The 8,684-nt window shown below is 58.7% G+C and carries 7 protein-coding genes; 4 read left to right on the top strand and 3 right to left on the bottom strand.

Annotated features, from left to right (window positions below):
• Positions 1 to 45 precede the first annotated feature (45 nt).
• Both VG146_11665 and VG146_11660 read right to left on the bottom strand, forming a co-directional pair.
• Positions 46 to 192, bottom strand: coding sequence for a hypothetical protein (locus VG146_11665; GenBank protein ID HEV2393006.1), 147 nt, complete (start codon positions 190 to 192; stop codon positions 46 to 48).
• A 74-nt stretch (positions 193 to 266) separates the two neighbouring features.
• Positions 267 to 1,382, bottom strand: a complete 1,116-nt coding sequence (locus VG146_11660) for an alpha/beta hydrolase-fold protein (GenBank protein HEV2393005.1) — start codon at positions 1,380 to 1,382, stop codon at positions 267 to 269.
• 100 nt (positions 1,383 to 1,482) lie between these two features.
• On the opposite strand from VG146_11660, the gene VG146_11655 reads away from it, so the two are divergent.
• The 4 genes from VG146_11655 to VG146_11640 all read left to right on the top strand — a co-directional run bounded on the left by VG146_11655 (position 1,483) and on the right by VG146_11640 (position 7,581).
• On the top strand, positions 1,483 to 1,710 hold the full coding sequence (locus VG146_11655) for an addiction module protein (protein ID HEV2393004.1): 228 nt from the start codon (positions 1,483 to 1,485) through the stop codon (positions 1,708 to 1,710).
• A gap of 110 nt (positions 1,711 to 1,820) precedes the next feature.
• Entirely contained in the window at positions 1,821 to 3,329 is a 1,509-nt protein-coding gene (locus VG146_11650; protein ID HEV2393003.1) for an amino acid permease, read from the top strand.
• A 47-nt stretch (positions 3,330 to 3,376) separates the two neighbouring features.
• On the top strand, positions 3,377 to 6,985 hold the full coding sequence (mfd, locus tag VG146_11645) for a transcription-repair coupling factor (GenBank protein ID HEV2393002.1): 3,609 nt from the start codon (positions 3,377 to 3,379) through the stop codon (positions 6,983 to 6,985).
• Positions 6,986 to 7,050: 65 nt separating this feature from the next.
• Entirely contained in the window at positions 7,051 to 7,581 is a 531-nt protein-coding gene (locus VG146_11640; protein ID HEV2393001.1) for a hypothetical protein, read from the top strand.
• A gap of 982 nt (positions 7,582 to 8,563) precedes the next feature.
• Here the strand turns inward: VG146_11640 and VG146_11635 are convergent.
• Positions 8,564 to 8,684, bottom strand: a 121-nt coding sequence (locus VG146_11635; GenBank protein ID HEV2393000.1) for an IS630 family transposase, incomplete at its 5' end; no start/stop codon positions are given.

The following is an 8,684-nucleotide window of genomic DNA, read 5'->3' as shown; positions in this document are numbered from 1 at the left end:
GGCCCTCTGATGCAGACCTTTTTCGGAAGACATTAACAGGAGCCCTCAGCGGCTAAAGAACAGCCAGACCACGATCCCAAGCTGCAGAAAGACAATCAGCCCCAGGACCAGCGCCATTAACCATGGCCGCATGCCGTGGCGCGGCTCCAACTCTTCCCCTCTCCGATAGGGCAACGCGATGAACCGGATCATAAACAACTCCTCCATGCATTCTATCAGTGCGTCGTCTCGACTGGAAAGTGGGTCTGTAACCCAGAAACCCCTGGTCACTGGTGCTGAAATAATAATGGGGCAAACTGCGCCAAATAGCGGCGCCAAACCCTGAAGCTATGCTGGCCGGGTGTGTGTACCCAGGTGTGGTGGACCCCCTTGGCTGTCAGCCATTCGCTGAATCTTTCGTTCGGCGCCAGCAAACCGTCCTGCTCTCCGCATCCGATCCACAGCAACCTCAGCCGCTCGTTGGTCTTCCCATCGACCTTCGGAAACATCTCCGAATAGTTTGTTCCCACTCCCCCTGAGCTAAAGGCCCCAACCCAGCCGAAACGGTCCGGATTATTCAACCCCACCAGCAGCGATTCCGCCCCGCCCATCGACAGCCCCGCAATCGCCCGTTCTCCCGGACCGGATGCCAAGCGGTAGGCCCTCTCGGCTTGCGGCATTACTTCTTCAAGCAGCGTATCGCGGAATTTGCTCATGTTCGTCTCCCATAACCCGCGCCTGCGCACCCCGCCCCAGCCGGCACGCACCACCTCCATTGTCCCATAGCCCAGAGGCATGACGACCACCATGGGCTTGGCCTGCCCGCGTGCAATCAAATTGTCCAGGATCACGTTGGCCAGCCCGACGGACGTCCAGGCGCTGGCGTCATCACTAAACCCGTGCAGCAGGTACAACACGGGATAGCGGCGCCGTTGCCGGGCGTCGTAACTCGGCGGTGTGTAAACGTAAAAATCCCGCTCATCACCCGCCACCGCCGATTTATAGAAATGATGATGCACCTGCCCGCGGGGCACGTCGTTTATCTCCCAGGCCAGGCTCGGCGGGCCCGGCACATGCACCTGGCTCTCAGTGTTGAGCAGGTTGTACTTCAGCAGCGGGTTGCTCGGGTCAATTACCCGCCCCCCATCCACCATAAACGAATAGGAATAAATATCCGGCGCCAGCGGTTCGGTCTGGAACGACCAGGTCCCCTGCTCGTCCTTCTGCATCGCGCCGCCTTTGACTCCTTCGCAACGGACCTGGGCCTCGTTGGCCTGGGCCGCCCGCAGGCGGAAGGTCACCCGCCCGTCCGCGCTGATCTCAGGGGAAATGATCTGTTGCGAAACAGCCGGCAGGGCAACCAGCACCCAGACCAGCGCCAGGAACAAGATTTGCGGATTCATATATAGCCAATCCTTACTCCCATGCGCGCCTGGTGTTCAAGCGTTTTAATCCGGCGTCTTTGCGTCTTGAGGTTTGAAACCACTTAGGTAAATTTCCCCCATGCCGATGACGCTTGATCAGATCATCGAAGAAGCCCGCCATTTGCCGCACGAGCAGCTTTTGGAACTCGTGGACCGGCTGTCTCAGCGACTGCATCTGAGCCCTGAGGTTGAGGAGAGCTGGAAAGCGGAAACACGCCAGAGGGTCGCCAAGATTGAAGCCGGTGAGGTTCAGGGCATTCCGGGTGCCGAGGGGTCAGCTCAAATTCGCCGGATCCTTGGGCGTTGAAACCGCACCATTTCCACCCAGCCATTTCGGGGAAATGCTTCCGCCTTGACTTCCGACCCTCCGTCGCCCATTACCAAGGGCATTAATCATCTGCTCATAGCGCGCTGTCCATGAACTTGTTTCGCCGCAAAAGCGTTACGGCCCTCCAAGCTGAGGCCCTCACCGACCAGAGCCTTAAACGGGCGTTGGGCCCGCTAAATTTGACTGCCTTGGGGATTGGCGCCGTTATTGGGGCGGGCATTTTCGTTCTGACAGGCCAGGCGGCGGCCAAATATGCCGGACCGGCTATTGTTTTTTCTTTTGTGCTGGCGGGAGTGGCCTGCGCGCTCTCCGGGCTGTGCTATGCGGAGTTCTCGGCCATGATTCCCATCTCTGGTTCTGCGTACACTTACGGGTACGCCACGCTGGGCGAATTCATTGCCTGGATCATCGGCTGGGATTTGATTCTCGAGTACATGTTTGCGGCTTCGACAGTCGCGGTCGGTTGGTCGGGGTACGTCGTCTCGTTTTTGGGGGACTTGGGAATAGTCTTCCCTCGGGCATTTACCGCCGCCCCCTACAACCACACAGCATCCCCTGAGGCGGGGTGGAATATCTGGCTTCTGTTCAGTCATGGGTGGACCAGCACAGGCGCGGTGCTCAACATCCCCGCGATGGTGATCGTTGGCGCCATTACAATCCTCCTGGTTTTGGGCATCAAGGAGTCCGCCACTTTCAATAACATTATTGTGGCCATTAAGCTCCTGGTGATCCTGGCTTTCATTGCCATCGGCCTGGCCTATATCAACACCGCAAACTGGCAGCCTTTTGTCCCTCCATCCCTGGCCCCTGGTGAGTTTGGCTGGGGAGGCGTTCTGCGGGCTGCGGGTGTAATTTTCTTCGCTTACATCGGGTTTGACGCCGTTTCAACGGCTGCACAGGAGGCAAAAAACGCGCAACGGGACATGCCGATCGGGATTCTGGCCTCACTAGCGATCTGTACCGTGCTTTACATCGCCGTCTCACTGATTCTCACCGGCATTATAAAATATACCCACCTCAACGTGCCGGACCCAATCGCCGTGGCCATTGATTCGCTGGGGCGCTCGGTAGCGTGGTTGCGGCCAATCATTAAGATTGGCGCCATCGCGGGCCTTTCGTCGGTTATTCTTGTCATGATGCTGGGCCAGCCTCGCATTTTCTACACGATGTCAAAAGATGGCCTGCTGCCGCCAGTCTTCAGCGCTGTCCATCGCCGGTTCCGCACCCCGTGGCTGGCTACAATTCTGACCGGTCTGGTGGCGATGCTTATGTCAGGATTATTCCCCATCGGCCTGCTGGGCGAGTTGGTGTCTATCGGAACGCTTCTCGCCTTCGCTATTGTGTGTGCCGGGGTGTTTGTGCTGCGCTTTACCGACCCGGATATCCGTCGTCCATTCCGCACGCCTTTGTTCTGGGTGGTCTGCCCTCTGGGCGCCTTCTTCTGCTTTTGGCTCATGTACGGCCTGCCGCGCGACACCTGGGCCCGGCTGATTGTCTGGATGGCTATTGGGCTGGTGATCTACTTCAGCTATGGCCGGCGCCACAGCAAACTCGCCCAGCCCTCCCCAGCCCAGCCCGCTGAGGCAGAAACCAGGTAAGGCACAGATTTAGGGGGCTTTTTACCCGCCCTTGACGCACCGCAGCGGTGCTGCGATCCTTTCCTTGCTTGGCGCAAGACCTGGTTATCCCGGCGACAAGCGAATTGTTCGCTGAGGTTTCGCATACTCCCGCTGTCCAATCCCTGGCGCGGCTCGTGGAGAAAGGGGGAGTGTTGTCCTGTCCCGGCGTCGCTTCAGCCGCACAGCCCTTTTTGGCCGTCCTGCTGCACCATCTATTCCCCATGCGCCCGCTGGTTGTGGTCGCGGAGGGATTAAAAACCCAGGAGAGCTTTCAGCAGGACATTGCCACGCTGTTGCAGGTTGAAAGCTCGCTGTTGGAACAAAGCCCGCCCGCCCCAAGCCCCGGCAGCCCCTCGGCCAGCGGTGCCCCGCTCTTTTACCCGGCCTGGGAGACATTCCCCCACGAAGAGCGGCTGCCGCACGTGGATGTCATCAGCGAACGCCTCGAGACCCTCATCGCGCTCATCGCTCCTCGCCAGCCGCTCCCCGCCGGTCCTGCCCCGGTTGTCGTCACCAGTGTCCTGGCCTTGCTCCAGCGCACCTTCGCCCGCGAAACATTGCGCGGCCAAATCCGCAAGGTCCGACGCGGCGAACGAGTCGAGCCCCTGGACCTGGTCGATTGGCTCGAACAACAGGGCTATGAGCCCGAGGCGCAGGTCACTCAAAAAGGCGAATTGGCCCTGCGCGGGGGCATCCTAGACCTCTATCCCCTGAACAGCTCGTGGCCGGTCCGCCTGGAGTTCTTCGGCGATGAAATCGAGTCCCTCCGCAATTTTGACCCGCTAACCCAAATCTCCCGCCACGAAATCCCGGAAGTCACTTTGGCCCCTGCAGGCGAGCTTGGTCTGTTAAAAAAACGCGCGACAAATGACGCAGCACACGATTCAACGGCCCGCAACCAAGGCCTGACAGGCCAGAATCTCGGCACGTTGCTCGAGTACCTGCCCAACAACACCCTCCTTCTTTTCTGCGAGCCTTCCCAACTCAAGGCCCGCGCGGAGGAGTACGGCAACCAAGTGCCCGGCTCGGACCCGTTCTATGTTGCCTTGCCACAATTCCAGAAACAAGCCGCCGCCAGGGGCATGGCGCTCATCGAGGCGGCGGAAGCAGTTTCAGACAGGCCCGAGGCCTGGGCCTCCAGCGCCCCGTTGTCAGGTGACGAGCAAGAGGAGCAACCTGGAACCAGTCAGGCATCCAGCCCTCTCGAACGCATTCGCACGCCGCAATTCCAAAGCCTCGAGGCATTTCGCCCGCTCAGTGATCGTCCGCCCGAACCGCAGGTCGCCGAGACCCAGCGCCGTGAGTTCTTCGTCCAGATGCATCGGTGGCTTAGGCAAGGTTACTCGCTCCATGTGTTTTGCAATAACGACGGCGAGCGGCAACGGTTCATCGAGATTTGGCACGAATACGGCCTGACCCAATCCGAGGCCGCGCCACAACTCCCGGACGGCCCCGAGCCCTTCCCTTCGTTGCACATCGGCTCCCTGGCTCGTGGCTTCCTCTGGGATGATGCCAGGCTCGTCGTCGTCACCGACGCCGAAATCTTTGGCCGCTATAAAGTCCAAAGACCGCGCCGGCTTAAATCGCCGCACGCCCAAACAACTCGTTCGGCGCTCGACATCGATTTCACTGAGCTGGATGAAGGGGATTACGTCGTGCACCTCCAGCACGGTATTGGACGCTATGCCGGTCTTCAGGTGCTGCCTATCGGCGCCGGCGCCAAGCCCACGGAAGGTCCGGCAGCAAGCGCCAACGCAGGGCAGGAATGCCTTGTCCTCGAGTACGCCCCAAGCGATCCGGCCCAGCCCCCGCCCCGGTTGTACGTGCCGGTCACAGAGGCGCACCTGGTCAGCAAGTACATCGGCACAGGCAAGGCGCATCCGCCCCTCAACACCCTGGGTGGCGCCCGCTGGGCCAAAGCCAAAGCCCAGGCCTCGCGCGCCGTCCACGATGTGGCCAGCGAACTGCTTGCCATCCAAGCCGCGCGCGAGTCCCAGGCCGGGCACCCCTTTGCCCCGGATAACTCCTGGCAACGCGAGTTCGAGAGCGCGTTCCTCTTCGAAGAAACCCCCGACCAGATGCGCGCCATTATCGAGACCAAACACGACATGGAACAACCTAAGCCCATGGACCGCCTCATCTGCGGCGACGTCGGCTTTGGCAAAACCGAGGTGGGCATCCGGGCTGCCTTCAAGGCCGTCATGGATGGACGCCAGGTGGCCGTCCTGGTCCCCACAACCGTCCTGGCCCAACAGCATTACAACACCTTCCGCGAGCGCATGGCCGATTACCCCGTGCGCATCGAACTGCTCTCCCGGTTCCGCTCCCGGCGCGCCCAGCAGAAGGTGGTCAAAGACCTCCGCGCCGGCGCGGTCGATATTGTGATTGGCACCCATCGCCTGTTGCAAAAGGACATTGCCTTCAAGGACCTCGGCCTGGTCGTCATCGATGAGGAACAGCGCTTCGGTGTCTTGCACAAAGAAAAGTTCAAGATGTTGCGACGCCTGGTCGATGTGCTCACCCTCAGCGCCACCCCCATCCCGCGCACGCTCTACCTCGCCCTCACCGGCGCGCGCGACATGAGCGCCATCCAAACCCCGCCTCATGACCGCCTCCCCGTTGAAACTATCGTCACCCAATACGACGAGCGCGTCATCCGCGACGCCGTCCAGCGCGAAATCAACCGCGGCGGCCAGGTCTTCTTTCTTCATAACCGCGTCATGACCATCGACACCATGGCGCGCAAGCTCCAAACCCTGGTGCCCCGCGCGCGCGTCGTCGTCGGCCACGGCCAAATGCACAGTGACGACCTCGAAGAGGTCATGACCAAATTCGTCAACGGCGAGGCCGATGTCCTGCTCTCGACTACGATTATCGAAAGCGGCCTGGATATTCCCAATGCCAATACCATCATCATCGATCGGGCCGACCGCTTCGGCTTGAGCGATCTCTACCAGTTGCGTGGCCGGGTCGGGCGCTACAAACACCAGGCCTACGCCTACCTCCTGCTGCCGCGCCACGCCGGTCTCCTGGCCGATGTGCGCAAACGCCTCAGCGCCATCAAACAATACTCCACCCTCGGCAGCGGCTTTAAAATTGCCATGCGCGATTTGGAAATCCGCGGCGCCGGCAATCTCCTGGGCTCCGAGCAAAGCGGCCATATCACCGCCGTCGGCTTCGAACTGTACTGTCAGCTTCTTAAACAAAGCGTTTCTTCATTGAAAGGCCAGAAGGTCAAACCGCGCGTCGAAGTCCAGGTCCGCCTGGATTTCCTGGCGCTTAACCCGGCCCAGGAACGCATCCCGTTCAATTACATCTCCGATTCCCGCCACCGCATCGAAGTCTATCGCAAGCTCGCCCAGGCGGCTGATAAACCTGCCTTGCAGTCCCTCGAACGGGAACTGCGCGACCGCTTCGGGCCTGTCCCTGCTCCCTTGGCGCTCTTGTTGCAGCTCGGTGAACTCAAGATTCTTGCTTCCGACCGCGGCATCACCGCTATCGAAGTCAAAGAGGATAAACTCATGCTCACCCGCGCCAATGATTACCTCATGGTCGGCAGCAAATTCCCACGCCTCTCCCGCACCCAACCCGCCGCCCGCTTGAACGAAATCCGCAAGCTCCTCCTGGCCTTGTGAGGACATCCGAATTTAACGAATTATCGCGAATTTGGGTGAGAAGTTTTTAAGCCCAAATTCCCTTCGTGAAAATTCGTGACATTGCCTTGCCAAGGCTTCAAATCCCCCTTAAATTGTTAAAAATGCATGTGGCAAGGGTCCAGGAGTTTTCACTATCGACGCTTTACGAGTTTAAGATCCCGGTTCCGTTCGCTGAGGCTAAGCTGGAGGAGGTGGCCAAAGCCATTTGCGCCTCTCCGCTGGGTTTCGCAACGAATCCCCTTGATTTCACCATCCTGAGGCACAATCAGCTTTTCTCTTACAGCCTCACGGTTCCGATATATAATCATGTCGGGCAGGTCACGGTCAGCGGTCAGGCGATTTCCATTAATTTTAAACAGGGGCGGGGGACTGACCAGTTGGACACCATGGTTGATGCCACACTGAATTGCCTTGCTGCGATAAATCCCCCCGTTGCAAAGCGCTTCGCTGTCACCTTTGCTGCTCACGCTGTGTTTGAAAATCCACAGCATTATTCGGAATACATGAATCGCTACGCAAAACGAGGACGCCGGGATCGTCTCCGACGGTGTGACTTTGGTCGCAAAGGTTACTGAGTGCGATGGGGAGCTTCGCTATGCCACTGAAAAGTCACTGAGCTACCCTAACGCTGTTTTCGTGCTCGCCACCCTAAACAGCCCAAAGCAATTGACCCGTGAAATCTTTGGTTTGGTGGCCAATCGGTTTGGTGCTGTGGCCCAACAGGACGGGATAAAGATCGAGCCCCTTGGAGAGCCTAAAGGTTAGTATGGCTGGAATTTCTTCAGATCTCCTTGCGATCCCTCCCGGGCAGCAAATCCCTTTACCGCAAAGCAGGCGGTCGGGTTTACAAGTTGGCGCCGCGCTCCCCTCAACACTGGAATTTGTTAGGATGCCATCCAGAGTCCCAGACTCCGCTATTTCCAACGTGGCCGACCCGATAGGACTGGCATTTGAAGCCAGCCTGAGAGGAACAATCGAGCCTAGACTCCTTTTCAGGATCATACATTGCCAATCAACCTCAATCACAGATTTCTTCGCTTTCGCCATACTGCGTTTCGCACCACGCGCGCTCCTCCGCTGAACCTGAGTCATCCGCTCTCGACCACAACAGAGCAGAGCTGTTCAACGAACTTGACAAGGCCGGGGAAGAATTCCGGAATGAAAACTGGGATGGCTATGGAGCAATCCCGGTTTCCGAAGAAACATTCCGCATTGCGCGTCGATTTATTCTAGCGATTCCGCCTTACATTCCCAATCCAACTTTGGGTGCAGAGCCGGATGGCCATATAACCTTTGAATGGTACAGGTCTCCTCGTTGCACGGTGTCGGTGAGTGTTAGCCCGGAGGGTGATCTGCATTACGCCGCTCTCCGAGAAATCCCCAGGAACCTACTTGGAAGACCCGCCGCGTTGAGCAAAACCTACGGGACTGAGGTATTCTCAGATGAAATCCCGGAGGTGATTTTGGGGCTCATCTCACCGATAATGGCAGCATGAGCGGGGAATCGCCTGTACCGCCGATCGGAGACAATGAGCATCTAGTATCGTGACAATATAATTACGTTACATAGTGGCGTGCTAGTTTCCGGTCGGCATCCTGGCGGGTGAACTTCCATTCAATCCGAGATTGCGCCTCATTCCGGCGTTGCTCCCAGGCCAGCACTTCGGAGCACAACTGT

The organism is Verrucomicrobiia bacterium (genome assembly GCA_035946615.1).
Lineage (GTDB): Bacteria > Verrucomicrobiota > Verrucomicrobiia > Limisphaerales > UBA8199 > DASYZB01.
This window is presented reverse-complemented; position numbering and strand designations above follow the sequence as displayed.

Bases quoted from the DNA above. Each gene is read 5' to 3' on its own strand.
- VG146_11655 (HEV2393004.1), top strand. From the start codon at position 1,483: ATGCCGATGACGCTTGATCAGATCATCGAAGAAGCCCGCCATTTGCCG.
- VG146_11650 (HEV2393003.1), top strand. From the start codon at position 1,821: ATGAACTTGTTTCGCCGCAAAAGCGTTACGGCCCTCCAAGCTGAGGCC.
- VG146_11660 (HEV2393005.1), bottom strand. From the start codon at position 1,382: ATGAATCCGCAAATCTTGTTCCTGGCGCTGGTCTGGGTGCTGGTTGCC.
- VG146_11665 (HEV2393006.1), bottom strand. From the start codon at position 192: ATGATCCGGTTCATCGCGTTGCCCTATCGGAGAGGGGAAGAGTTGGAG.